This is a genomic window from Paraburkholderia sp. SIMBA_053 (assembly GCF_046534895.1).
Classification (GTDB): domain Bacteria; phylum Pseudomonadota; class Gammaproteobacteria; order Burkholderiales; family Burkholderiaceae; genus Paraburkholderia; species Paraburkholderia caledonica.
In genome coordinates this window covers 1-239 of the sequence record NZ_JAWRXU010001618.1, presented here as the reverse complement: position 1 = coordinate 239, position 239 = coordinate 1, and the positions used below count along the sequence as shown (strand labels likewise).

Sequence of the window (239 nt, the reverse complement as noted above, 5' to 3'; positions counted from 1 at the left end):
CTTTAATACTTTCGCCAGGTTCATACGGCATCTTTCAGACCAACATTTTCCACATTCATTTTCCCGACCATCATTTTTTTTGCGGCGTTTCGGGAATGATTCGTATGTAAGCAGTTCGCGACAAGGACAAGAAGAACGTTTGAATTTTCGCTGAATTCCAACGAAAAATGTAGCAATATATCTTTCAATCTTGCTTTTGCTGATGCTGATCGGCTCTAGTTTAGTTATAACGAAGTCCT

The 239-nt window shown here is 39.3% G+C and carries 1 protein-coding gene; it reads right to left on the bottom strand.

The window, feature by feature from the left end:
* Positions 1–239: hypothetical protein (locus SB753_RS41030; RefSeq protein ID WP_410805675.1), on the bottom strand; the 239-nt coding region annotated here is incomplete at both ends.